Source organism: Maribacter hydrothermalis (assembly GCF_001913155.1).
In the GTDB taxonomy this organism is placed as follows: Bacteria; Bacteroidota; Bacteroidia; order Flavobacteriales; family Flavobacteriaceae; genus Maribacter; species Maribacter hydrothermalis.
In genome coordinates, this window is record NZ_CP018760.1 from 693,475 (window position 1) to 719,582 (window position 26,108).

Genomic DNA, 26,108 nt, shown 5'->3' on the forward strand with positions numbered 1-26,108 from the left:
AAACTCATAACGATAAAATTTTCGCTACTCCATAACAAAGGTTATTTCTACACAATACTCAACATTTCATATTTTTGCATAAAAATTGTAAGATGACTTTTAGAAGAATCGCTGAAGAACGGTATACCACAAAAATGTATAATGCTTCAAAGAAAATTTCAGATGGGGAAATTGAAGACTTAAAACATATCTTAAAACTAAGCCCTTCGTCCATTAACAGCCAACCTTGGTCATTTACATTTGTATCACATAAAGAAACTAAGGATAAATTAGCAGAGGCATCTTTCTTTAATGCTCCTAAAATTAAAAATGCAAGTCACCTTGTTGTTTTTAGCGTTCAAGATAATTTAGATGAATTTGAACGTCATGTAAACGAAAATTTAGCTGAGGGTTCAATAAATTATTATAAGCACTTTGTTAAAGGCCAACCTGCCGACAAGACTATTAATTGGCTTACAAATCAAGTTTATTTATCTCTTGGATTTTTCTTAGCGGCCTGCGCCGTAATGAAAATTGACTCGACACCTATGGAAGGTATTGAACCAGAAAAATATAAAGACATTCTACAAATTGAAAACCATAAAGTACTTTTTTCTGTAGCAATTGGGTATCGTGATGATGAAGATAACAATCAGCCTAGTGTAAAAAGTAAATCTCGATTAGCATTAAAAAATGTAATTACTTCAATTGACTAGTTAACGATTCTATACGGCCTTAGAAAGTTCAAAATTTGTAATCTCTGGCCTAACATTAAAGCGGACTTGAAGTAGACAACCGAGGGCTCTATTAACATAAAGTGTTCTTCCATCTTGTAAATCTATCTCCCCTGCAGTATATTTTCTATTTTTAACAGGTAAAAGTGGAGCTGGTAAAAATGGAGGTTTCACCTGTCCTCCATGGGTATGCCCTGAAAGTACCCATCCTTTAAAATTGTTCCATATCGGTAAATCACAGACATCGGGGTTATGACACAAGGCTATATTAGGTTTGTTTTCATCATATTTTTTTGTGGCTTCCTCTGGTCTAAAATTAATACCCCACAGGTCATCAATACCTAAAAAATTTAGTCCATTAAATTCCACCGCATCATTTCTTAGTATTGTAACACCAGCTTCCTCCATACACTTTGTAATACTCCTTGCCACCGGTGCTTCGGCATATTTTTTACCATAATCATGATTACCAAGAACACCAATTGTACCCAAAGTTCCAGTAACAACATTTTCTAAAACTTCTTGTAACTGCTGTATTTGTTTATGATTCTCATAATTTACATAATCACCCGTATAGACTACAAAATCAGGTTTTAACTCTTGAGCTTCTTTGAAGGAATCTATGATGTATTGGTAATCAAAACTATTACCTATATGTATATCACTTATTTGCATTAAAGTTTTTCCCACAAGTTCTTCTGGCAAATTCTTTAATGGCATTTTAACGTGCACAAATTCCATCCAAAACGGCTCAATTTGCCAACTGTATAATCCGGTAATTACACCTAAACCTGCTCCCCATTTAAAAGTCTTCTTTATAAACTTTCTCCTATTCATTTTTAAAGCAAAAAAAATTAATTTTGATAACCTTTAGGCATAACTCGAACTGGAAATTTCTGTTCATAAGCGCTCCCAATTCTTAATAAATTAGCTTCTGAAAACTGTTTCCCAATAAAGGTTAGACTAACTGGCTCACCTGTTTTTTTATATCCCATAGGCACTGTTAATGCGGGAAATTTGGCTACTGCAGCATAACCGGCATGGTAATTATTTATTGATAAAACGGCATCTAATTTATGCTGATCTAATGCCAAATTAAAAAAGCTACGACCATTTGTTTCCAGCTTAGCTTTTATTTTCTCTAGTTCTTGTTCCGAGGTTGAGTCGGCCAAAATACCCTGAAAAAGTGCTTGCCCGTAAGGAATTCTCATCAATGAATCGGCATTGTTAAATGCAACGGCATCTACAATAGATTCAATTTTAACAAACTCAGGATTCGAATATTTTTTCAAATAAACAGGTAGATCATTTCGCATATCAATATTAAGAATACTTAGAAAACCGTCCATAGAAACTTCTGGTGGAGTAAACTCTATAATTGTTGCACCTGCTTTTTTTAAACCTTCAATTGTTTGCCTATACATACTATCAGTTTTTACCAATTCTGCTATAGCTCCTAATTTCATTTCTGAAAATGGTTTAGGATGTAATCCTGCTGATAAAATACCAGAAAAATCATCTTCAATAGACGCAGGGTCCATCTTATCAAAACCTAGCATAGCCGATAATAAAATGGCATTATCTTTTACATTTTTAGTCATAGGACCAGGAGTATCTAAAGTGCTAGAAATTGGGACAATCCCAGACCTACTTAATAATCCAATTGTTGGTTTTAACCCCACTACTGAATTTTGACTACTTGGCGACAATATTGACCCAGAAGTCTCTGTGCCTACTGCAGCAACGGCATAATTTGCTGCAACGGCAGTACCACTACCCGAGCTAGACCCACCAGTTTCGAAAATTCTGCGTCCATATGGATTTAGAGTTTGTCCACCATATGCGCTATACCCTACCGGGCATCCAGAACATAAAAAATACGCCCATTCGCTTAAGTTTACTTTGCCTAAGATTAAGGCTCCATTATTCTTTAATTGTTGAACAATGAACGAATCTTCAACTTCATTATTCATTAGGGCTATGGTACCTGCCGTTGTTTTCATTTCAGCAGAATTAATGTTGTCCTTCAATAAAATTGGCATACCAAATATAGGATGTTGAATATCGGTTAGTTTACCTAGTCTTTTATCTTCATCTAATTTTCTTGCATCTTTTAAAACATCTTCATTAAGTGCAATTATAGTATTGAGGGTTGTAGTGTTGTCCAGTTCATATTTATAAATCCTATATAAATAATATAAAACCAACTTCTCATATGTTAATCTATTTTCTTTAATATGATGTTGAATAGTCAAGATATCTTGCTCCAAAATCAATATTGTAAGTGCATTATATTCCGTTTCGCTTAATTTAGAAACTTCATTGTACAATGGCCTAAATACGTCATTCTTATCTAAAACTTTAGACTGTATTAATTTGTATTGCATGCGAGGGATCTCATGATTTCTATTTGCCTGAACCTCTAAAGAATCATTATAAGGTATCCACAAAATCAACTCTACCTTTTCTACTTTTTGCTGATTATTACAAGCGATTAACAACAAAATTATTACTAATCCTAAATACTTTTTCATACCCATTATTTATTTTTTAATTCCGCTATTTTCCAAACTCTTATTTTATTGTCATTCAATCGTACGAACTCATCTTTACCTTCTTTGATAGCCAATTCTTTAGAAATTTCAGCCGCTTTTATAGCCTCTTCATATTCTTTTAAATCTGCCAAAATCAACGAACGTACACGGTGATAATAATAAGTGTTACCCCCAAGTTCTATAGAGTTATTGACATAGGTAAGTGCTTCAACAAAATGCATTCCTTGCTCTTGATAATATCTAGCTATTTCATAGTACGTTTGAGCTGAAGGGGAGTTCTTTAATTTTTGATTAATATGAGACACCATCATTTTTTGAGTATCTACATATATAGGAATAACTATTTTTGTATTACCCCACTGCCATATCATAACCATTTCATTATGGTCTATAGCATCAAAAAATATTAAAAAATTTTCGTGAAAATCTAATGTTTTTACAGGCGTTACTTTTATACGTAATGCATCTTCATTAGAGTTATAAGCCGTTCTACCATCACCCCAATGGGTAACATTTTTATGAAAAATAATTTGCCATTCATTTTCTCCGGGAAAGGCATAAAGAGCGTATGTACCTTTTAAAATAGTATTACCACCTATTTTAACGTCTGAACTGAAACTAATTTTGGTCGATTCATTAGCGCCAACACGCCATATTCGACCGTAAGGAACCAAAGCTGATTCTCCATTAGGTTGATTTCCAAAAAGAGTGCGTCCACGTGCTGCAGGTCTTGAGTATTCAATTGTAATTTTGGTGAGACCTAATTCTTGCTCAATCTTAGCAAAAGGACTTGCTTTTGGATGGTTAATTTGAGCCTTTATATGGCTACAAATTAATAATAAAACTAAAACCCAACCGTATCTCAATATTAAATTTTAAAGAAAGAATCTACGAACTCATGTTTATTAAATACTTGTAAATCTTCAATGCCCTCACCTACACCTATATATTTTACTGGAATTTTAAACTGGTCTGAAATACCGATAACCACTCCACCCTTTGCTGTACCATCTAATTTAGTAATCGCTAAAGATGTAACTTCTGTTGTCTTTGTAAATTGCTTTGCCTGTTCAAATGCATTTTGACCTGTAGAACCATCAAGAACTAATAAAACCTCGTGTGGCGTATTATCTACCACTTTTTGCATAACACGTTTAACCTTGGTTAATTCATTCATTAAATTAACTTTATTATGTAAGCGGCCAGCAGTATCTATTATGACTACATCAGCATCTTGTTTAACTGCGGAACTCAAAGTGTCAAAAGCAACAGAAGCAGGGTCACTACCCATTTGTTGTTTTACAATAGGCACCTCTACACGATCTGCCCAAACCTGCAGTTGATCTATAGCTGCTGCTCTAAATGTATCCGCAGCACCCAAAACTACTTTTAAGCCCTGTTTCTTAAACCGATGTGCAAGCTTTCCAATAGTCGTTGTTTTCCCAACACCATTGACACCAACTACCATTATCACATATGGTTTTTTATCTGTGGATATCTGCAATTCAAAAAAATCAGCATCATTAGTCTCGGACAGTAATCCTGCAATCTCTTCCCGTAAAATTGAATTTAGCTCATCAGTTCCAATATATTTATCGCGAGCAACTCTGGCTTCAATTCTTTTTATTATTTTCAAGGTGGTATCGACACCAACATCAGAAGAAACTAAAACTTCCTCTAAATTATCAAGTACATCATCATCTACTTTTGACTTACCCGCTACTGCTTTTCCAAGCTTTGAAAAAAAGCTTGTATTGGACTTTTCTAAACCCTTATCCAAGGTTTCTTTTTTCTGTGAAGAAAATATTTTTTTAAATAAACTCATTGTTAAAGCTAAAGTTATTCAAATATAAAAATTAAAAAGCCCCTTTCGTAGGAAAGGGGCTCAATAACTACTAAAAGTTAAATATCTTATTTCTTGTCCATCCAAGCATCTACCATTTCTGGTGCCATTACTTGCTCAACAAAAACGTAAGCACCAGATTTTGGCGACTTAACCATTTTTATAGCTTTGGTCAATCTTTTAGAACTTGTCTGTAAACTTGCTACGGTTTTCTTAGCCATGACTTATATTTTTTGTGATTTTCTTAAAACGAAAATCTATTTAATTTCTTTGTGAACGGTCATTCTCTTAAGAATAGGATTGAATTTTTTAATTTCCAATCTCTCAGGAGTGTTCTTTTTGTTTTTGGTAGTGATATATCTTGAAGTACCTGGCTGACCAGATTCTTTATGCTCAGTGCATTCTAATATAACTTGTATTCTATTACCTTTCTTTGCCATCGTACGCTCTATTTTCCAGATTATTTAATAACTAATCCTTTTGCTTTTGCTTCTTTTAAAACAGCAGATATACCTTTTTTATTGATACTTTTTAAACCTCTTGTAGAAACTTTAAGTGTTATCCAACGGTCTTCTTCTGGAATGTAAAAACGTTTCTTAGAAAGATTTACATCAAATCTTCTTCTTGTCTTATTAATTGAAAACGAAACATTGTTTCCAAACATCGCCTTCTTTCCCGTAATTTCACAAACTTTTGACATCGTGCTGACTTTTTCTTTTAAACAGGGTGCAAATTTATATCATTTTTATCGTTTCAACAACAATAAACATCACATTTTTAAAATTTCTTTTTGAAGCAGCTCAAAAGCCTTATTTACAGCCTTTTCTACTATGCGCTCCCTGGTACTACCCATTTTAAATTCTTGAACAAATTCTAAATCTGGACCAACAATTGCAATAAATGTGGTACCAACATCTGCATCGGAATCCCCTTTTGTAGGTCCGGCATTACCTGTTGTAGCAATTGAAAAATCTGTTTTCATCAATTCCTTTACTCCTTTTGCCATAGCCATTGCCACCTGCGCACTAACTACAGAATATTGTTCTACAATGTCTTTCGGCACCTTAAGTATATTTATCTTAGTTTCAGTGGCATAACTCACCACACTTCCCTTAAAATAGTTTGAAGCTCCAGGAATTGCCGTTATTCTTTCTGCTATTCTACCACCTGTAAAACTTTCAGCCGTAGCCAATGTTAAATTTTTATTTGTTAATAATCTGGCAACGATCTTTTCCAAATCTTCATCATCCTCCTCTCCAAACATTATATCCTTCACAAGTGGAAATAATTTTTTGCATTCCGCATCAATATCCGCCAACAAGCTATCATAATCAGGACCTTTACCCGACAACCTTAACCTTACCTTACCTAAATTAGGCAAGTATGCTAATTTTATATGTGAAGGAAGATTATCTTCCCATGACTCTATACGCTTTGCTATACTGCTTTCACCCAAACCGTAGGTTACAATTGTTCTATGTAGTATATGTGGCCTTTTATAAAAAGATATTAGTTTTGGAATTACACTTTCCACAATTAAGTGTTTCATTTCAAAAGGAACACCTGGTAAAGAAATAAATGTTACATTATTTTTACGCATCCACATTCCCGGGGCTGTCCCATTTGCATTATGCAACACTTCTGCCCTACTAGGTACCAAAGCTTGCATTCTATTAATATCCAAAATAGGTGTATTACTTATATACTTTGCAAACAAAGCTTCTACATGTGCCAGTACTTCGGTATTCTCTACAAGTGTATCATTTAAAAATTCGCAAAAAGTGTGTTTTGTAATATCATCTTTTGTTGGTCCCAAACCGCCAGTAACAATTACTATATCTACTCGCTCGGCGGCTTCTTTAAAAGCATTAAGCATATGATGTCGCTCATCTTGTACCGAGGTTATTTGATAGACCGATATCCCAATTTTATTTAGCTCTTTTGCTATAAAAGCGGAATTAGTATCTACAATTTGGCCTATGAGGATTTCATCACCAATTGTTATAATCTCTGCAAGCATTATAGTTGAAAATCTTTTTTCAATTCGGCGATAACCTGATTAATATCGGTTTTTAGCAAAGGAAATCTTTTTTCTATTTCTACAATACTTGCTTCTTGCTTTCCTAATGTTTCCATTTCCAAAGCAATTGCACGCGATTGCTCCATCCCCAACAAATCTACATTAGGCTTAATCTTATGAGCCAGTTTATAAACTTGCTCATGGTCTTTCGCCAACAAAGCCTTCTCTAAAGATTCCATATCTTCAGGAACTTCTTCCAAAAAAACAGCTATTACAGAATTTATAAAATCCTGATCTCCCTCTGCCATCTCATTAATCTTATCTAGGTTATAAATCATTATTTAATTTTTAAGGTAAAAAGTTCTTTGTCTTCCAAACTACCCGAAAGATAATCATTTGGACTTATTTTGCCAACACCGGCAGGAGTACCTGTAAAAATAATATCACCCTTTTTAAGCATAAAATAAGTAGAAACATAAGCAATTATTTCATCTATTTTCCATAACATTAAGCTAGTGTTCCCTTGTTGTACTACTTCCTCATTTTTTAACAACTTAAAATTTAGGTTATTAATGTCTTTAAAAACTGTTTTTGGCAACCACTCTCCTATTACGGCAGCACCATCAAAACCCTTAGCTTTCTCCCATGGCAATCCTTTTTCCTTTAATTTAGATTGTAAATCCCTTGCGGTAAAATCTATTCCTAATCCTATTTCGTCATAATACGATGGAGCAAATTCTTTACTAATATGCTTACCAACCTTTTTTATTTTTACTAAAACTTCCACCTCGTAATGAACATCATTTGAAAATTCAGGAATATAAAAATCCTGTTGTTTAGGTAAAACCGATGAATCTGGCTTTATAAATATAACAGGTTCTTCCGGGCGTTCATTTTTAAGTTCTGCTATATGAGCAGTATAATTTCGACCGATGCAAATAATTTTCATAACGACTTATTTTTTCTTTGACATTTTTAAACTTCTGGTGGGAATTAAATTTTCATTATTTCCAACTGCTTTAATAGCAAAATTATCACACTCACCCATACCTTACACCATAGTTTTAAAATTTTGATTTTTCTGATATTCCACTACAAAGGTAAGCTCAAAACGGACTTCCATTAATTTCTTTTTATTCATTCAATGCTTGTATGACTTTTTTCAACAATTATAGCGCATAAAACGCCGATTTAACCCCAATTATTTTACTTCATCTGGCATCATTCAAAAGCAGCGAAAATAGAGACTAAACACTTTTTACCTTGCAGTTTACACAAACATGTATGGTTTTTCTACGTACTTCTTAGCATTGATAATACTTAGAAATTATAACCCTAAAATTCATGGGGTTTCTGCCATTGAAAAATCACTTTTAATACTTAAAGAATTTTCTGAAAAAAAATTGACAGACATTATTTTGCATTAAAACCTAAAGCTGAAATATATACCTAGCGTTCTAATAAATTTTAGGAACATTAATACAAAAATATCCCACCTCATTACTTGATGTACCTCTTGGATATTTAAAAAATAATATTGGTTTACGGTACTGGAGTCTTATTTTTAGTATTTAAAACATGCCCGCAATACAACATTTCTTGAGCATTATCCCATATACTTAACACTTAAAAAAGTACTGAAAATAACTACATTTAACTTAACTTATTATTTAATTTACTTAATTTAATTTGCGTGAGTATTTTTTTGGTATACAATGGAAAATCTGCGTTTAACATCCACCCAAAATACCCAGGTTCTTTTTCTAATACATCATGGACTTTTTTACCCTTATGTTTACCAAAGGAAAATACTTCATCTCCTTCTTCATCCATTGCAATAAACCCTGCGAAATCTACCGATTGTTTTCTTCTAGAAAATTCTGAAAGTTTTTTAATATTATTTTCCAAATCTGGATACCTATCTAATTGAGAAAGCAACACCTCATATGTAGCATTAGTATCTGCAGCTGCACTATGGGCATCTGTCAACTCTTTATCACAATAAAACTTATAAGCAGCTTCTAATGTTCGCTTCTCCATTTTATGAAATATGGTTTGCACATCAACAGATACGGTGTTCTTCATATCAAAATCAATATCTGCACGTAATAATTCTTCAGCTAGTAAAGGAATATCAAATCGGTCAGAATTAAATCCGCCTAAATCACTATCCTTTATCATTTTATAAATTTCCTTAGAAAGTTCTTTAAAAACAGGCTCGTTGGCCACTTTCTCATTAGTAATACCATGCACGGCAATTACCTCATCGGGTATAACCATTTCTGGGTTCACTAGCCATGTTTTACTTTCTTTATTTCCATTAGGATATACTTTTAGTATTGCAATTTCAACAATCCGATCCTTTGCTACATTAATACCAGTTGTTTCTAAATCGAAAAAACAAATAGGCCTGGTAAGTTTTAATTCCATGAGAGTTTACGTTTTTACAAATATAGGTATTGGCCCGTTGGCAAGAATTTCAAAACAACTATTTAATCTAATTTTTAACTTTTAGGAGCTGTGATAAAAGCGGATGCATAAAAACTGCTTTACAATCTTAAGTTGATAATATTATTATAGGCCGATCCAAAGGTATAGCGTAAGCCTACGCGGAAACCTAGTTCAAAAGCAGTGGCAATCTGTTTTTGTTGGAGTAATACATCTTCAATTGTAGCATCACCAGCGGGTAATCCAATTTGATCTTTTACCAAATCATAATTTCCAGAGAACGATACCGCTAAACCTTTAAATACACGAATAGAAAAACGTCCATAAAACTCAAGACGGTTTCTTTCAAAATCCTCTAAAAATGTCGACCCTTGTAGCCGGGCATAAACGGTGCCCCAAGGCTGCCGGTAATTTAATTGGACATTTAAGGAGTGGTTAAAAATTCCTTCTGAATTTTTATTAAATATTGTAGTATTAATATAGTCATTAAAAAAATACCCTATTTTGTAGGCAAAAACAATTTCTCTACGTAATACTTCTTTATATGGAAAAATATTATATTCAATTGCAGGGTTTACATAAGTTGAAAAATCCAGATTAGTAAATGTGTTATGCCGCACACCACCAAAAAGACCTAATGACCAATGATCGGACAAACTACGTACAACACTGCCATTAAAAGAGTAGCGTTTTCGTGAACTAGTAAATATTTCCTGATTCTGCTCAAATTCACTTTGCTCCTGATTCATTTCAACATCAGTACGAATACGCCATTTTTCGGTTACCCTATCGCTTTCAAAACCAACTTCATATTCAAATTCTTTTCTACTGCTCTCCTTATCTAAGCGCGCCTCTCCATACACTTCAAATATCCAATTGTTCCAAGGGTCTTCAAAATCGATATCCTGCATTTCCTCAGCTCCTTCATTTTCTACGGTATAATCAATCTTATCTACAAGATCAGATTCTATTAAATATCTTAAAAGCCCTGTCTTAATATGCTTTAACAAACCTTGGCGCACCTCATCGGAGGTCATGTTTGGGCTGGTATCGTACGATAGTTTGTTGAAGATTCCTTCATAACCATCTACACCTTTAAACTCCAAAACATAGGTTCTACCCCCAGAACCATTGGTAACATCAAAAATAAATAATTGGATATTTGCAAGCGATTGGTCGCGTACATGATTCACAAACTTTATTTCTTGCTGAATATAGCTACGATCACAGTTACATTCTATAAATAATCTAGGAGCTTGATTGTTCTCTGGAACTGGAGGTCTCTGCCCTGCTATTTTTATAGAAAATACTATCAAAATAAAAAAAAGAACTCCTTGTTTTAAAAAATCTGCCACTTTCATTAGAACGATATATCGTAAATTAAACGGATAATATAGCGTGCAGTAACGCCTTAACCAGCATCTTTTAGCTGAACAACGTTTTTAAGTATATCAACACTAAATTTCCCTATTTACATCCCATGCTTCTAAATAATCTGCAATGGCTTTTGCAAACATACTACCTAAAGCTCCATTTACAACTCTATGATCATAACTGTGCGAAATATACATTTTACTTCGAATACCAATAAAATCGCCCTCTGGGGTTTCTATTACAGACGGCATTTTTCTAATAGCGCCCAATGCCAAGATACCTACTTGTGGTTGGTTAATAATAGGCGTTCCGAAAACACTACCAAAAGTGCCTACATTAGTTACCGTATACGTACCCCCTTGAACCTCATCTGGTTTTAATGTATTATTTCTTGAACGGGCGGCCAAGTCATTAATAACCTTTGCCATACCCACCAAATTCAACTGATCGGCATTTTTTATAACAGGAACAATCAAATTACCATCTGGCAAGGCGGCTGCCATACCTATATTAATATTCTTCTTTTTAATTACGGTATCGCCATCTACTGAAATATTCATCATTGGATATTTCTTTAGTGCCTTAGCAACCGCTTCCATAAAAATTGGCGTGAATGTTAACTTTTCACCTTCCCTTTTAAGGAATGCATCTTTCATCTTAAGCCTCCAATTAACAATATTAGTTACATCAACCTCTATAAAGCTTTGAACATGTGCAGAAGTAGTAACACTATCTGTCATATGCTTAGCAATTAATTTGCCCATTCTGGACATTGCAATCACCTCATCGCCATTAGATACCTGAACTTTTGACTTATCAGTAGCGGGCTCATTAACTTTGGTAGGTGTAGGCGTAGCTGCTTTATCTGCTGCGATAGCCGATGATTTTTGTTTTAAAGAAGATGCTACCGCCTCATGGTCAGTACCCTCTCCATTTTTTACAAAGTTTAAAATGTCATCTTTTGTTACTCTACCATCTTTTCCTGACCCTGTAATAGTTTCTAAAACTTCAAAAGAAATACCTTCCTCTTTTGCTATATTTTTAACCAGTGGAGAATAGAACCTGTCCGACTCTCCAATAGTCATTGTCGGTACCGTAGTTTCTTCCTTGGCCTTAACAACTACTTCCTCTACGGCAGACACCATCTCTTCTGAAGCTGGTACATCTGTTTTTGCTGTATTAGAGCTTGCTGTCTCCTCATTTATTTCCACATCACCATCAATTTCAATAATAGCTACCGTTTGGCCTACTTTAATAACATCATCTATATTAAAACATTTCTCAACCAATACACCATCTACTTCACTAGGCACCTCGCTATCAACTTTGTCTGTAGCAATTTCAAAAATGGCTTCATCCATCTCAATAGTATCGCCAACCTCTTTCAACCAAGACGTTAATGTTGCTTCTGCAACACTCTCTCCCATTCGTGGTAGCTTCAATTCAAATTTTGACATATCGATAATTTATAGCTTGTTTTGTATATATTTTTTGCAAAAATAATAAAATTAATACCTAATAATTGATATTCTAATGAAATTACAAGAACTAATCTTGTCTTAATGACCCTTCAAACGGGACTCTGTTTAATATGCTTCTACCTAACGTAACCTCATCTGCGTATTCCAGCTCATCGCCCACAGCAATACCTCTGGCAATAGTCGACGTTTTCACATTTAAACCTTCTATTTGTCGAAAGATGTAAAAGTTCGTAGTATCCCCTTCCATAGTAGAGCTCAACGCAAAAATTAATTCCTTTATTACGCCTTTTTTTACTTTATCTACAAGAGAACCAATTTTTAAATTTTGGGGGCCTATACCTTCCATTGGTGATATTTTACCGCCAAGCACATGATATTTTCCTCTAAACTGACCCGTATTTTCAATAGCCATTACATCTCTTATATCTTCAACTACACAAACCAAGGCGTCATCTCTTTTTGGGTTAGCACAAATTTCGCACGTTGTGGTATCGGAAATATTATGACAATTATCGCAAAATTGAATTTTACTTCTTAAATCTAACAATGAGTTAGATAAATTCTCGGTACGCTGTTCTGGCTGCTTTAATAAATGCAACACCAAACGTAATGCCGTTCTTTTACCTATACCTGGTAATTGCGAAACCTCATACACCGCATTTTCTAATAATTTTGACGAAAAATCCATATCCTTAATTGGGTATAAATTTACGATTAATGTTGAAAAATATACCGAACCACTAACACAAAATTATTTTTTAGGAAAAGACTTGACTCCAGTGAAAACTTTGGAAATTTGACCTATTATGAGACTACTAATTAAGAGATGGAACTTAAGTTATTTATCGAAACCTGCCTCTGCAACAGTTAACAATAACGCTAATTTAATTGCTTCTGCTCCATTTTCATTTATCCACCACTCGTTTAAAGAATGAGCTCCACCTCCTATGCCACCTCTACCAATTGTAACTGCAGGCACACCCAACGAAATTGGTATATTACTATTTGTAGAGCCTATGGTTAAGCTTGGTTCATAACCAAACAAATTCGTTGCACTAATTGCTCTCTGTACCAAAGGTGTGTCTATACCCAATTCTCCAGATGGCCTATCGCCAATCTTTATTAATTCTAATGAAATTTTATCCTTTATTCCAGTTTCATTATAAGCTGCTACACCTTTCTGCATAGACTCTTTAAAAATAACATCTATTTCACCGAGTCGTGTTTTGTCCACAGAACGCATATCTACTTCTATCCAAGACTCAAAAGGAATGGAATTAACCGATGTACCACCGCCAATTCTTCCAATGTTAAAACTTGTTTTAGGACCACTACTAGTATATTTTTGAGCATTTTCAGTAAACTCCTTTATTGCATACCCTAAAGCATGATGTGGATTTGCCAACCCAAAAGCACCCCATGAATGCCCTCCTTTGCCTGTAAATACTGCCTTATACCTTACCGAACCCAAACCTGCGTTATTTACCCTACCTATTTCGCCACCATCAATAGAAATCCAAGAATCTATTTTTTTTGCTCCATCTCTAAATAGATGCTTAACTCCCCTTAAATCCCCTAAGCCTTCTTCACCAACAGTACCTACAAACCATATATCTGCTTTGGTTTTAATATGAGAATTTTCCATGGCTTTAAATATGGCCACAAGCATAGAAAGTCCTCTAGTATCATCACCAATGCCGGGTGCAAAAAGTGTATCTCCTTTTTGCTGTACCATAACATTTGTTCCTTCCGGAAAAACGGTATCTAAATGCGCATCTAAAGCAACTATTTTTCCACCTTCGGTTCCTTTTCTAATGGCAATAAAGTTCCCAACTTCATCTATAGCTACATTATCGGCCCCAGCTTCTACAAACATTTTTTTTATTGCCATTGCTCGTTCAGTCTCCATAAATGGTGGTGCTGCAATTTCTGTTAATTCTATTAGGTTTTTTTTGGTGACTTTCTCATCAGATTCAATATAATTGAAGGCGCTTTCTATCCGTTTTTCTTTCATTAATTTAGAAAGTTCTTTTTCAACCTTTTTATCAATAATTTCATCTACTTGCGCATTTAATCCGTGGATACCAACAAAAAATAAAATAACCAAACCAAGCGTTACGCTATTTTTAAAAAAATTTACTTCTTTCATGTAATTAAAATTTTATTTGTAGTTCTAAAAGATATCAAAAAATAACTTGTGTTTAAAAAAACAGTGCACTTTTAACGAGTAATTTAAAGCCAAATAAGTTGATGTAAACCTTTTAACTTATAGCCAATCGTCATATAACTTTTCGTAATTTGCCCGAAATTCAATTTCATGAACGCATCCCACATTCTGCTATTAATATCTGGTTATTTCGTTTTACTATTAATTATTTCATATTTCACAGGTAAAAACGATTCTAATGAAGATTTTTTTAAAGCCGGAAAACAGTCTCCATGGTACCTCGTTGCCTTTGGTATGGTTGGAGCGTCATTATCTGGCGTTACATTTATTTCGGTTCCGGGCTGGGTAGAATCTTCTCAATTTAGCTACATGCAAGTTGTCTTTGGTTACTTTCTTGGCTATTTGATAACGGCCTTTGTTCTTCTTCCTGTGTATTACAAACAAAATGTAACTTCTATATATGAGTATTTAGATGAAAGATTTGGTTTTGTAAGTTATAAAGTTGGCGCAATATCCTTTTTTGTATCTAGAGTACTTGGTGCTGCATTTCGACTGTTCCTTGTAGCTATTGTTCTGCAACAATTTGTTTTCGATGCTTGGAATGTACCTTTTGAAATAACCGTAACCCTATCCATATTACTTATTTGGGTCTATACATTTAGAGGCGGAATAAAAACTATTGTTTGGACCGATACATTACAGACCCTTTTTATGTTGGTTTCTGTTGGCCTATCTATCTATTTTATATTAGACAAAATGGACTGGACCTTTATTGAGTTTTTAAACTCACAGGAATTAGGAAAATACAGTAAAACATTCTTTACAGATGACTTTTCTTCAAAAAACAATTTAGTAAAATCATTTTTAGGCGGTATGTTCATTACCATTTGTATGACCGGCCTTGACCAAGATATGATGCAAAAAAACTTGACATGTAGAAACTTAGGGGAGGCACAAAAAAACATGGTTAGTTTTAGTATTGTTCTAGTAGTAGTTACTTTTGTTTTCATGCTTCTTGGGGCATTGTTATTCATCTACGCAGATGCTCAAAATATAGCATTACCATTAATGGATGGCTCTCCTAAATCTGATTTATTATTTCCTGAAATTGCCTTGAATAGTGGTTTAGGCATTACAGTAGCTATAACCTTTATGTTGGGCTTAATTGCTGCAGCATATAGTAGTGCGGATAGTGCGCTTACTTCATTAACCACGTCATTTTGCGTAGACTTTCTTAATACAGGGAAGAAATCTGAGTCGGTTGCAAAAAGAACACGCAGAATTACACACATTGGCATGAGTGTTCTATTAATTGTAGTGGTAATTTCCTTTAAATATATTTTAGATAGAAATGTTATAGATGGCTTGCTAACAGTAGCATCTTACACATACGGACCTTTATTAGGATTATTTTCATTTGGTATTTTTACTAAACATCAAGTTAAAGACAAATATGTATGGATAGTTGCGATAGTTTGTGTCGCGATTATTCTAATACTAGCCAAACTACCCGTGGAATATTTAGGTGGCTATATCTTTGGATATGAACTTTTGCCATTAAATGGTATTTTAACTTTTATTGGCCTTTGGTTAATTCGAAAAAAACCCGCTGCAGCAACGACTAAGGACATTATGTAATTTAAAACTGACCAATAGTTAATAGCACTAATGTACAAGCCACTTCTACCTCTATTCCGTTTTTTTCGAGCATACTGTAAAACGTGGGATTTTCAGTACCCGGATTAAATATTACCCTACTTGGAGCTAAAGAAATTATCTTATCATAATATTCTTCTTGTCTTTTTGGATTTAAATAGAGGGTTATTGTATGAATATCATTAATTTTGCTTAATCTATTACTGATTTTGACTCCAGAAACCTCACCTTCCCCCAATCCGTAAGCGAAGGTTTCTATTCCTGAATCTACAAGTCGCCTTATAACTAAATTACTATAACGGTTTGGTTTTAAGGAGGCTCCAAATACGAGAGTCTTTTTCATAATATTTAAAGATGTTAAAATTTAGTTTATATGTAACTGATTGGACAATATTTCGTCTATTAGTAAAGTTAAATATTCTTTAAGTACTAAGAATTTTTTTGTTGATAACGCTATATGTTTATAGTTAATGGTTAGTGTTTAGTATAGCCTATCAGCATATGAAGCCCGGCTTCCAATTAATTTTGGAATGTCCGGGTTTCTTTTTTTGCTTCTTTAATTAAAAACTAGCTTTAGTGATAAACGATTAAGAAATTAATAATGCCAATTAATTTAGTAACAAATAGTTTATAATTACGTCTATTACTTTATATAGGGATACTTAATACTGAAGATTGGTTGGTTTTTTCTTATTAGGTAAAGCTATATAACACCCATAGTTAAACTATGGGTGTTTTATTTTACCAACGGATAATTACACTACCCCAAGTAAAACCACTACCAAAAGCAGCTAAAACAACTAAATCACCTTTATTTACCTTACCTTCTTCCCAAGCTTCTGTTAGTGCTATAGGAATAGATGCCGCTGTAGTATTACCATATTTCATGATATTATTAAACACCTGGTCATCGGTAAGCTTAAACTTCTTTTGAATAAATTGCGATATTCTGAGATTTGCTTGATGTGGCACCAACAAGTTAATATCGGTAGCATTTAATTTATTTTTCTCTAATCCTTCTATTATTACTTCACTAAAACGCACTACTGCATTTTTAAATACAAATTGGCCGTTCATATAAGGAAAATAAGACTCATCATTAGGGTCATTATCAGCAATAATATCATTTACCCATCTTTTTCCCATACCAGGTGCAATTAAGGATAATTCTTCTGCATGTAGCCCTTCTGAATGTAAATGTGTTGATAAAATACCTTTCGAAGTATCTTCTTCCCTGCTTAAAACAGCAGCCCCTGCACCATCACCAAAAATAACCGAAACTCCCCTACCGCGTGTAGTCATATCCAAACCATGAGAGTGAAGTTCAGAACCTATGACCAGTACGTTTTTATACATACCCGTCTTTATATACTGGTCTGCTATTGAAATCGCATAAACAAAACCTGAACATTGATTGCGAACATCTAACGCTCCTACGGTCTTTATTCCTAAATCTCTTTGCACCAATACACCTGGACCAGGGAAATAATAATCTGGACTTAAAGTAGCAAAAACAATAAAATCAATATCATCCTTATCAATGCCGGCTCTTTCAATGGCAATTTTAGCGGCTTTTACACCCATGGTAGTCGTTGTATCACCATCTCCACGAACTACATGTCTACGCTCCTTTATACCGGTACGTTCTTGAATCCAAGCATCATTGGTATCCATTACTTTTGACAAGTCATCGTTTGTCACTACGTTATCAGGCACATAATGACCTAAGCCAATTATTTTTGAATTATACATAGTATTGTTTTTAACCTGATGATTTTCAGGTAGAATTAGTGTTGCAAGATAAACAACTATTAAGAATTTTATTTAAAAATATAACAATGATCCTTTGTAAGAATAGGATTAAAATAATTAGCTCAAATATTTTTTGTAATCATTTACTTTAATATTTGACTTTAAATCATGTAAAAGATTATAAAGACCAAAAAATGTACGATTCATATATAAAAAGTGCTTTGACCCTCTATTACCATTCATTTTACGTATTTGCTTATCAGATGAAAACTGTTCGCCCAATGATGCAATTTTACCCCAAAACACTTCATCGCCAAAATCAAAATCGTTATCATGAAAAGGTGATGTGAATAAACTTAACAACTGGTGAAATATAGATTTAAAAAACAAAATTTCTTCCGCCTTATCCGCTGGCATCAAAATTTCAAGCTCGTATAGCTTTTCGGTAAATTTCTCATCGTCCGATATTACTTCTGGTCTGGCAAGTTCAAAATATGGCACGTAGAATGAATCCGGTACTTCTTTAATACAACCAAAATCTATAGCAATTAGTTCGTTGTCCCCATTTACCAAAAAATTACCTGGGTGGGGATCTGCATGTACTTTTCGCAACCCATGAATTTGAAACATATAGAAATCCCACAAAGCCTGACCTAATTTATCGCCGGTAGCCTGAGAAAAACTTGTTTTTGTAAATTCACTTAAGTGCATGCCCGTCATCCAGTCCATTGTTATAATGCGTTCACTTGACAATTGCGTATAATAAGTTGGAAAAATGACATTTGGAATCACTTTACACGCCTCTGTAATCTCTTTACTTTGTGCTACTTCTAAAATATAATCGGTTTCTTCGACCAGTTTATTTTCAACTTCTTTAAAATATTTATCTGAATCTTTTCCTTGAAGATTGAACATGCGTATTGCAATAGGTTTCACTATAGCCAAATCGCTACTTATACTTTGCGCTACACCCGGATACTGAATTTTTACCGCTAAGTTTTTTCCATCCTTGGTAGCCTTATGTACCTGCCCTATACTAGCGGCGTTTATAGAATCTTTATCAAAAGTATCAAAAACCTCTTCCGGATATTTATCCAAGTACTTTTTAAACGTTTTTCTAACTAATGGTGCCGATAAAGGGGGAACTGAAAATTGAGACAATGAAAACTTCTCTACATACGCATTTGGCAGTAGATTTTTTTCCATGCTTAACATTTGCGCTACTTTAAGCGCACTACCCTTTAGCGATTTTAGGCCATCATATATATCCGAGGCATTATCTTCGTTAAGCTCGTCTTTAGTTGTTTCTGGATTTATGATTTTCATACCAAAATACTTGGCATAGTTTCCCCCAATTTTAGCTCCAGTTCTTACCAACTTACTTGCGCGTTCTATTTTTCCAGTAGGTATTTTATCTAATGTTTTCATGCTCTGCGTATTACATTAGACAAAGGTTTCCTTATAAAGGAATTTCCCGAAGTCAATAATATTTTCCAAAGGTGTATTATCAAATACATCAAAAATGGTGTTCACTGATTTTTCAATAGCGACATCGGTTTTTTCAAATGATGCAGAATCATCTGATTTCCAAAAATTCATTAGAAACATAGTTTGCAACCATGCCCCTTCTGAAAACAATTGAGGATTGTGTTTTGTAATTTTCAAATTTTTGTTCGCATTCCCATCCTCAATCAAACCTTTAGAGAATTCTTTTATATTTTTTCTAAGACCTTTTAATTGTTTCATATTTTTTAACGGACCAGATGCGCTCTCCATAATAAATAGGATATAACTTCTATTCAATGTCAATACCTCGAAGAATGTGTAGAAAAAAGTGAGCATTTTATCTCTATTCGTAAATTCTTGATACTCTTTATTTTTATTAATTACACTAATGGTGTTCAAGTAAAATGTATCCCAAATACCTTTTTTTAGGGCATCGATGGAGCCGAAATGAAGATAAAAATCAGATTCTTCTATAGCATTTACTTTACAAAATTTATAAACAGTTTTAGGAACTTGCTCATTCTCCAAAACGTAATCCATAAACTTAGTGATAATCATCTCTTTAGTTACTTTCTTAGCTTTTGTAGCCATATCATAATATTTTTATATAAGGTACAATGTAGTTTTCATAGTTAGCTGTTTTCATGAAACATTAGCTTTTATTTAGCAAAAACGTGCTATTAAAAAATAGCACGTTTAAACAACCTAACCAATAAATAATTAACATGTGTATATGGTTAAAATTCTTTTTCATAGCGTTTTTTCCCATATCACATTACAAATATACATTATGTTTAACTTTTTTCAATATTTAATAAACAAAATTATTTGTTAAACTTTCATACGCTAATAACTGTCAGTTTGTCACAATAACCTATTGTGGTATTTTTTTTGACCATTAGCAACAAACAATTAGTATTAATAATGGCCGCACTAGCTGTGGCGTAAAAAATATAAAAAATGGCAACAGGTAAAATTAATGTGTCCGTAGACAACATTTTTCCACTAATTAAGAAGTTTTTATACAGTGATCATGAAATTTTTCTTAGAGAATTAATTTCCAATGCAACAGATGCAACCTTAAAAATGAAGCACTTGACCACAATTGGCGAGGCAAAGGTTGAATATGGCAATCCTATTATTGAGGTTAAAGCGGACAAAGAAGGAAAAAAACTACATATCATTGACCAAGGTCTTGGAATGACGGAAGATGAAGTGAAAAAATATATTAACGAGGTTGCATTTTCTGGAGCTGAAGAATTCTTGAACAAGTACGAAGATTCTGCTAAAGATGCTGGAATTATTGGCCACTTTGGTTTAGGTTTCTATTCTGCCTTTATGGTGGCGCACAAAGTAGAAATCATAACTAAAAGCTATAAAGACGAACCCGCTGTGCATTGGTCATGTGACGGTTCTCCTGAGTTTATCATGGAACCTGCCAATAAAGAAACTCGTGGTACAGAAATAATACTTCATATTGCCGATGATTCTACAGAATTTTTAGAAGATGGCAAAATTAAAAGCTTGTTAAGTAAGTATAACAAGTTTATGCCTATTCCAATTAAATTTGGAATGAGAACTGAAACTTTACCTAAGCCAGAGGGTGCCAAAGATGAGGATAAAGCACCTACTAAGGATGTAGACAATATCATCAATAATCCTAACCCAGCTTGGACAAAACAACCTGCCGATTTAAATGCAGATGATTACAAGAGCTTTTATAGAGAACTTTACCCAATGCAGTTCGAGGAGCCTTTATTTAATATTCACTTAAATGTTGATTATCCTTTTAACCTTACCGGTATTCTCTATTTTCCAAAGCTAACTAACGATTTAAATCAGCAGAAAGATAGAATTCAGTTGTACCAAAACCAAGTTTTTGTTACGGATAATGTAGAAGGTATTGTTCCAGAATTCTTGACCATGTTACGTGGTGTTATCGACTCTCCAGATATTCCATTAAACGTTTCTCGTTCCTATTTACAGGCTGATGGTGCGGTGAAGAAAATTTCATCTTACATTACTAGAAAGGTAGCTGATAAGTTGAATTCCTTATTTAAAAATAACCGTGAGGAATTTGAAGCAAAATGGAACGATATTAAAATTGTTATTGAATACGGAATGCTTTCTGAAGATAAATTCTTTGATAAGGCAGACAAGTTTGCACTTTACCCAACGGTAGATGGCTCGTACTTTACGTTTGAAGAATTACAGGAAAAAATAAAAGATACACAGACTGATAAAGACGGAAAAACGGTTATTCTTTACGCATCTGACAAAGAAGCGCAACACAGTTATATTGAAACTGCAAAGGCTAAAGGATACGAAGTATTATTATTAGACTCGCCAATTATTGGGCATCTAATGCAAAAGCTTGAAAGCTCAAAAGAAAATATTTCTTTTGCCCGCGTAGATGCTGACCATATTGACAAATTGATTCAGAAAGAAGAAACTCAAATCTCTAAATTATCTGACGAAGAAAAAGAGACCTTGAAAAAAGAATTGGAAGAGGCCATTACGGACAAAAGCTTTACAGTTCAATTAGAAGCTATGGACAGCGATTCTTCTCCGTTCACTATTACTGAGCCTGAGTTTATGCGTCGTATGAAGGAAATGCAACAGACCGGTGGTGGCGGTATGTTCGGTATGGGAGCTATGCCAGAAATGTACAACCTGATCGTGAATACGAATCACCCATTGGTAAGCGAGTTTTTAAATACCAAGACAACGAAGAAAAAAGAACGATTGATCAATCAATCACTAGACTTGGCGAAGTTATCTAAAGGCTTACTTAAAGGTAAAGCGTTAACCGAGTTTATTAAGCGTAGTTACGAGATGGTAAAATAAATTCCATTTTCCATAATTTTCAAAAGCCACTACATTTTTTGTAGTGGCTTTTTTGTTAAATGTTGTTATCTTTCGTATAAAGAAATAATTGATGGAATATAATTCGCCAAAGTTTAAAAAATGGTTAGATAAATTACAACAAGAGAGTTGGCAGTTAGAATTAATTATTTCTGGGTTTGCAATTTATGGATTGTTTGCTGCCTATGAACCTTTAGAATATAACGCTAGCCTTGCAATGAATTCTCAAAAAATGATTCATGGCATTCTTTGGAGTATAATTAACACAGCCATTGTAATATTAATTTTTAATTTAGTTATCCATGTGGTCTTAAGAGGACTTTGGATTGGAGCTATTGGCCTAAGATATGTATCTGGTGATATTGATTTTGATAGTTTAAATTATTCAGAAAGGTTCACCAATTATTTAAAAATCAAGGTTGGCTCATTTGATAAATTTATTTCAAAACTAGAAAACTTATGCAGCATAGTCTTTGCCCTGTCATTCTTAATGATATTTTATGTTATTGCTTTTTATGCTATTCTAAGTTTCCTTGGTATATTTATTTTCTTCTTAAAGGAAATGGTATTCATCCCAAAATTAGCTCTGAAAATATTGCTAATAGCAACATTACCAATTATTATTGTAGGGGTAATAATGGTTTTTATTGATTTTATTGGGCAAGGCATTTTGAAAAAAAAGAAATGGACATCCAAAATATACTTTCCATTTTATAAAATGTTCAGCTATTTAACTTTATCATTTTTATACAGACCTTTAGTTTATAATTTTTTAGACAATAAATTCTCAAGAAAATTAATTTTATTTATAATTCCGTTTTACCTTACAATTACAATTCTAACTTCATTTGATGATATAAAATCGAATTACCTTTCAAATGATTTAAAATCTTCTGAATTCTATAGTAATCTTCATAATTACGAGGATAAAATAATTGAAAAAAATAATTTTGTAAGAATTGCCTCGATTCCCTCGCAAGCTATCAGGACTCCCTATTTAAAAGTATTCTTATTGTTTAATGAAGATATGGAAAGCTATATTTTTGAGGCTAATAACAACTTAAAGCCAGAAAGTGATAAAAGAGGTCTTTCAATCACCTTTTTTGATCAATTTTTACAAGGTTTCAACGGCACCTACTATAATGGCTTAGAAAATAATTCTATCATACCTCAATATATTGAAACTTTTAATATTATTTACAATTTAGAAATTGATGGTAAAGCCTACAAAAGCGAATTCGTTATTTCTAATCATAATAAAGATTTACTCGGTTTTGAAACTTATTTAGATATTAATAATTTAGGAACAGGAAAGCACATCTTAACCATAAAAGGCCCAACTAAAGAAAATGAATTTGACGACAAAAGCCAAACCATTGAGAAAATTATGGCAACTATCCCCTTTTGGTACTTTCCAGAAAACAGTACACCCACAAATATTCGAAACACAAGTATGCAACTTGATTCTATAACCTCGAAATAAGAGATACGCAAACAGTTGATAAAATATGAATTTGACAAAATTCAGCATAATAAATAGGGTTAAAACAGTTTCAATACTCTATTTCATAAAAGTTAGTCAAAGTTTAGATATTCCTTTTGATAATAATACTAGTGCTTTTTTTATCTTCACCAGATGAAGGTGATTTCAACAAATATAGGAGACGCTGTATCTTTTGAATGGAACGGTGCAACAGAGCAAACTGGTATCTTTAAATATCCTACTTTCAAAGGATTATTCTTAACTAAAAATGATGTAAAAAATGACACTGTAATTGATCGTGTTCATCATGGGGGTACGCATAAAGCGTGTTATATCTTTTCTGCCGATTACTATAATTATTGGAAAAAACGATACCCAGAATTAAAATGGGACTGGGGCATGTTCGGTGAAAACCTAACGTTAGAAGGGCTAGACGAATCTAAAATACGAGTAGGCGATGTTTACAAAATTGGTGGTGCACTAGTTCAAGTATCCCAACCACGTGAGCCTTGTTACAAATTGGGCATCCGCTTTGGAACTCAAAATATTCTTAAGGAATTTATCGCGCATAATCACCCTGGTACTTACGTAAAAATTCTTGAGGAAGGTCATGTAAATACAGGTGATGAAATGATTTTAATTGAGCAGTCTACAAACACCTTAACATCCCAGCAATTTTATGAACTTATGTTTGCAAAGGATAAACCAAAAGATATCCTTGAATTGTTTATGAGCAACGAATCTGTACCACAATACAAAAAAGACAGATTTCAGAAATTCCTGTCTTAATTTTATAATATTAGGCTTAAATGAACAATTTAACTATACTTTTTGCGCTAACTATTGAGCTAAAAATTGTAGCGCAATCGAGTATCAAAATTTGTCAATTTAAACTAATGAAACTTAAGGCTGAAGCAAAGTTAGATACTGATTTTAATATTATAATAGTTCACGAAAAAATACTTGAAACCAGCTGTGTTTATTTAGCTCTTCTTGAAGATAAATTAATGAATTCTATTATCTTAAATAAAAAATCTTAAAACACTGTTTATGACATATCCTTGGCATTTATATGTAATGGGAATAATTTATATCATTGCCGGAATTATGCACTTTATTAAGCCTAAAGTCTACTTAAGAATTATGCCCAGGTACTTACCTTTTCATAAGCCCTTAGTGCTATTAAGTGGTTTGGCCGAAATTGCATTGGGTATTGGTCTTTTTTTTAGAGCTACAAAAAACTTATCTATCTATGGTATAATAGCAATGCTCATCATATTTTTACTCGTACATTTTTACATGCTTTCGAATGAAAAGGCTAGTGCAGGTTTACCTAGATGGCTACTTCTTTTAAGATTACCAATACAGTTTATATTAATGTACTGGGCTTTTAGTTACTTAAAATATTAAAAGCAAAAAGAGGACGCTCCCGTCCCCTTTTTTTTGAAATCAACTTAAATCAACTTAATTAACAACAAATTCTTCACTATAGGTTTTATTTGCAGATTTTACTGACACCGTATACGTACCAGGGAATGCATCAGCAAAATTGAAAGCTTTTTCAACAATCATCTCTTCTGCAACTACTTGAGTAAATACCGTTCTGCCTTCAGCATCAAAAATTTTAATAGATAATTTATCTTTTTCCAAGTTTAGGTAATTTAGAAAAATCATATTATTTGTCTTTTTAAAGAATGGCTTTACATCTTCAGCAGTTTCTAGAATATTCAACTCATTGTTTTTCAAAACAATTGTATACGAATAGCTTTTTAAGTTATCATCTGCTGTTAGAAAATAAACTCCATCAATTAAATCCTTAAGATTTAGTTTCTTACTAAACTGACCTTCAGACATTCTTTCCGTATAGATTACATTCAATTCTGAATCCATTAACTTTACCTGTACACCTATTGAAGTAGCATCCATAGTCAAAACCACGCTTTTGGCTTTTCCTTCAGATATTAAATTCAATTTTGGCTCTCTTGCCGTGCCTGCTACTGTAGCGAACATAAAGGCAACTACTGTTGTGAATTTTACTAGGTTTTTCATAATAAATTATTTTAAAGGGTTAATGATAATTTACACTACAAACATACAGCCGTTGTAAAGCACTCACTACATCATAATTTTCCAATTTATGTGTTATTTTAACCACTTTACCTAACCTTAACATTACTGATGGTAAGATTACACATGTTTAGGCTAATTTTGCAAAGATTAACCTGAAAAAGGTTATTTAATTTTA

General features: G+C 33.3%; 27 protein-coding genes. 7 read left to right on the forward strand and 20 right to left on the reverse strand.

The window, feature by feature from the left end; genetic code table 11:
- The first annotated feature begins 92 nt into the window (after window positions 1–92).
- Window positions 93–695: an NAD(P)H-dependent oxidoreductase gene (locus BTR34_RS03045; RefSeq protein ID WP_068485036.1), complete on the forward strand. Its 603-nt coding sequence runs from the start codon at window positions 93–95 to the stop codon at window positions 693–695.
- 9 nt (window positions 696–704) lie between these two features.
- Here BTR34_RS03045 and BTR34_RS03050 read toward each other — a convergent pair whose 3' ends face one another.
- From BTR34_RS03050 to BTR34_RS03120, 15 genes are all read right to left on the reverse strand, one after another.
- Window positions 705–1,550 carry a metallophosphoesterase gene (locus BTR34_RS03050; protein ID WP_068485037.1) on the reverse strand — a complete coding sequence of 282 codons (846 nt, stop codon included), beginning with the start codon at window positions 1,548–1,550 and terminating at the stop codon, window positions 705–707.
- Between the two features lie 17 nt (window positions 1,551–1,567).
- Window positions 1,568–3,247 (reverse strand): amidase family protein, encoded by a 1,680-nt coding sequence (locus BTR34_RS03055; protein WP_068485073.1) that lies wholly within the window; start codon window positions 3,245–3,247, stop codon window positions 1,568–1,570.
- Window positions 3,248–3,252: 5 nt separating this feature from the next.
- Window positions 3,253–4,134 carry a DUF2911 domain-containing protein gene (locus BTR34_RS03060; protein WP_068485038.1) on the reverse strand — a complete coding sequence of 294 codons (882 nt, stop codon included), beginning with the start codon at window positions 4,132–4,134 and terminating at the stop codon, window positions 3,253–3,255.
- Between the two features lie 2 nt (window positions 4,135–4,136).
- Window positions 4,137–5,093 (reverse strand): signal recognition particle-docking protein FtsY, encoded by a 957-nt coding sequence (gene ftsY, locus BTR34_RS03065; protein WP_068485039.1) that lies wholly within the window; start codon window positions 5,091–5,093, stop codon window positions 4,137–4,139.
- A gap of 86 nt (window positions 5,094–5,179) precedes the next feature.
- Entirely contained in the window at window positions 5,180–5,332 is a 153-nt protein-coding gene (locus tag BTR34_RS03070) for a DUF4295 domain-containing protein (RefSeq protein WP_068485040.1), read from the reverse strand.
- Window positions 5,333–5,368: 36 nt separating this feature from the next.
- Window positions 5,369–5,551, reverse strand: coding sequence for a 50S ribosomal protein L33 (gene rpmG / locus BTR34_RS03075; protein WP_058105695.1), 183 nt, complete (start codon window positions 5,549–5,551; stop codon window positions 5,369–5,371).
- Between the two features lie 20 nt (window positions 5,552–5,571).
- Complete coding sequence (rpmB, locus tag BTR34_RS03080) at window positions 5,572–5,811, reverse strand: 50S ribosomal protein L28 (protein WP_068485041.1); 240 nt, start codon at window positions 5,809–5,811, stop codon at window positions 5,572–5,574.
- A gap of 69 nt (window positions 5,812–5,880) precedes the next feature.
- A complete protein-coding gene (locus tag BTR34_RS03085; protein WP_068485042.1) occupies window positions 5,881–7,131 on the reverse strand; it encodes a competence/damage-inducible protein A in 1,251 nt (416 codons plus the stop codon).
- Complete coding sequence (locus BTR34_RS03090; RefSeq protein WP_068485043.1) at window positions 7,131–7,469, reverse strand: Hpt domain-containing protein; 339 nt, start codon at window positions 7,467–7,469, stop codon at window positions 7,131–7,133. Before BTR34_RS03090 ends, BTR34_RS03085 begins: the two co-directional genes overlap by 1 nt.
- A complete protein-coding gene (locus BTR34_RS03095) occupies window positions 7,469–8,080 on the reverse strand; it encodes a fumarylacetoacetate hydrolase family protein (RefSeq protein WP_068485044.1) in 612 nt (203 codons plus the stop codon). Before BTR34_RS03095 ends, BTR34_RS03090 begins: the two co-directional genes overlap by 1 nt.
- Before the next feature lie 704 nt (window positions 8,081–8,784).
- Window positions 8,785–9,561: a 3'-5' exonuclease gene (locus tag BTR34_RS03100; protein WP_068485045.1), complete on the reverse strand. Its 777-nt coding sequence runs from the start codon at window positions 9,559–9,561 to the stop codon at window positions 8,785–8,787.
- A gap of 119 nt (window positions 9,562–9,680) precedes the next feature.
- Window positions 9,681–10,940: a DUF481 domain-containing protein gene (locus BTR34_RS03105; RefSeq protein WP_068485046.1), complete on the reverse strand. Its 1,260-nt coding sequence runs from the start codon at window positions 10,938–10,940 to the stop codon at window positions 9,681–9,683.
- Between the two features lie 96 nt (window positions 10,941–11,036).
- Window positions 11,037–12,410 carry a dihydrolipoamide acetyltransferase family protein gene (locus BTR34_RS03110; protein ID WP_068485047.1) on the reverse strand — a complete coding sequence of 458 codons (1,374 nt, stop codon included), beginning with the start codon at window positions 12,408–12,410 and terminating at the stop codon, window positions 11,037–11,039.
- A gap of 91 nt (window positions 12,411–12,501) precedes the next feature.
- Window positions 12,502–13,122 (reverse strand): recombination mediator RecR, encoded by a 621-nt coding sequence (gene recR / locus BTR34_RS03115; protein WP_068485048.1) that lies wholly within the window; start codon window positions 13,120–13,122, stop codon window positions 12,502–12,504.
- Between the two features lie 150 nt (window positions 13,123–13,272).
- A complete protein-coding gene (locus BTR34_RS03120; protein WP_068485049.1) occupies window positions 13,273–14,583 on the reverse strand; it encodes a M20/M25/M40 family metallo-hydrolase in 1,311 nt (436 codons plus the stop codon).
- 168 nt (window positions 14,584–14,751) lie between these two features.
- On the opposite strand from BTR34_RS03120, the gene BTR34_RS03125 reads away from it, so the two are divergent.
- Entirely contained in the window at window positions 14,752–16,239 is a 1,488-nt protein-coding gene (locus BTR34_RS03125) for a sodium:solute symporter (RefSeq protein ID WP_068485050.1), read from the forward strand.
- A 1-nt stretch (window position 16,240) separates the two neighbouring features.
- Here BTR34_RS03125 and BTR34_RS03130 read toward each other — a convergent pair whose 3' ends face one another.
- From BTR34_RS03130 to BTR34_RS03145, 4 genes are all read right to left on the reverse strand, one after another.
- Window positions 16,241–16,600 carry a CoA-binding protein gene (locus tag BTR34_RS03130; RefSeq protein WP_068485051.1) on the reverse strand — a complete coding sequence of 120 codons (360 nt, stop codon included), beginning with the start codon at window positions 16,598–16,600 and terminating at the stop codon, window positions 16,241–16,243.
- Window positions 16,601–16,998: 398 nt separating this feature from the next.
- Window positions 16,999–18,009, reverse strand: a complete 1,011-nt coding sequence (locus BTR34_RS03135; RefSeq protein ID WP_068485052.1) for a 3-oxoacyl-ACP synthase III family protein — start codon at window positions 18,007–18,009, stop codon at window positions 16,999–17,001.
- A 117-nt stretch (window positions 18,010–18,126) separates the two neighbouring features.
- Window positions 18,127–19,437 (reverse strand): ABC1 kinase family protein, encoded by a 1,311-nt coding sequence (locus BTR34_RS03140; RefSeq protein WP_068485053.1) that lies wholly within the window; start codon window positions 19,435–19,437, stop codon window positions 18,127–18,129.
- A 15-nt stretch (window positions 19,438–19,452) separates the two neighbouring features.
- Window positions 19,453–20,106, reverse strand: a complete 654-nt coding sequence (locus tag BTR34_RS03145) for a TetR family transcriptional regulator C-terminal domain-containing protein (RefSeq protein ID WP_068485054.1) — start codon at window positions 20,104–20,106, stop codon at window positions 19,453–19,455.
- A gap of 369 nt (window positions 20,107–20,475) precedes the next feature.
- Here BTR34_RS03145 and htpG point away from each other — a divergent pair, with 369 nt between their 5' ends.
- From htpG to BTR34_RS03170, 5 genes are all read left to right on the forward strand, one after another.
- Window positions 20,476–22,362, forward strand: coding sequence for a molecular chaperone HtpG (gene htpG, locus BTR34_RS03150; RefSeq protein ID WP_068485055.1), 1,887 nt, complete (start codon window positions 20,476–20,478; stop codon window positions 22,360–22,362).
- A gap of 91 nt (window positions 22,363–22,453) precedes the next feature.
- Window positions 22,454–23,863, forward strand: a complete 1,410-nt coding sequence (locus BTR34_RS03155) for a hypothetical protein (RefSeq protein ID WP_068485056.1) — start codon at window positions 22,454–22,456, stop codon at window positions 23,861–23,863.
- A gap of 153 nt (window positions 23,864–24,016) precedes the next feature.
- Window positions 24,017–24,652: an MOSC domain-containing protein gene (locus BTR34_RS03160; RefSeq protein WP_068485057.1), complete on the forward strand. Its 636-nt coding sequence runs from the start codon at window positions 24,017–24,019 to the stop codon at window positions 24,650–24,652.
- Between the two features lie 20 nt (window positions 24,653–24,672).
- The gene (locus tag BTR34_RS03165) at window positions 24,673–24,903 is read left to right on the forward strand and encodes a hypothetical protein (RefSeq protein WP_068485058.1); all 231 of its coding nucleotides are present in this window, start codon (window positions 24,673–24,675) and stop codon (window positions 24,901–24,903) included.
- Window positions 24,904–24,913: 10 nt separating this feature from the next.
- The gene (locus BTR34_RS03170; protein WP_068485059.1) at window positions 24,914–25,273 is read left to right on the forward strand and encodes a DoxX family protein; all 360 of its coding nucleotides are present in this window, start codon (window positions 24,914–24,916) and stop codon (window positions 25,271–25,273) included.
- A gap of 54 nt (window positions 25,274–25,327) precedes the next feature.
- Here BTR34_RS03170 and BTR34_RS03175 read toward each other — a convergent pair whose 3' ends face one another.
- Window positions 25,328–25,912 carry a T9SS type A sorting domain-containing protein gene (locus BTR34_RS03175; protein WP_068485060.1) on the reverse strand — a complete coding sequence of 195 codons (585 nt, stop codon included), beginning with the start codon at window positions 25,910–25,912 and terminating at the stop codon, window positions 25,328–25,330.
- Between the last annotated feature and the right edge of the window lie 196 nt (window positions 25,913–26,108).